Here is a 241-nt window from a genome sequence, read left to right on the forward strand (position 1 = left end):
CTAGTAGATAGCTCCTGAAATAACGTTCGTGCCCTGTCAATTTTCCAAACCGTACTTCCAACGGAAAGGCACTGGATTTTCGTTCACTTCCTGGAGGTACAACTCAAGTCGCTCTTTTAATTCTTCTTTTGACTTCACCCGGAGATGACGAAGTACCTGTTTCGTCATCTTTGCGAAGAAGCTTTCAATCCCATTGAGCCAGGAGCCATGTTTGGGGGTGAAGACGAACTCAAACCGGTTC

General features: G+C 46.1%; 1 protein-coding gene. It reads right to left on the minus strand.

Annotated elements, in window-relative coordinates; genetic code table 11:
- Window positions 1–36: 36 nt before the first annotated feature.
- On the minus strand, window positions 37–241 hold a 205-nt coding region (locus PPOP_RS16705; RefSeq protein ID WP_006287824.1), incomplete at its 5' end, for a transposase.

The organism is Paenibacillus popilliae ATCC 14706 (genome assembly GCF_000315235.1).
Classification (GTDB): Bacteria; Bacillota; Bacilli; order Paenibacillales; family Paenibacillaceae; genus Paenibacillus_B; species Paenibacillus_B popilliae.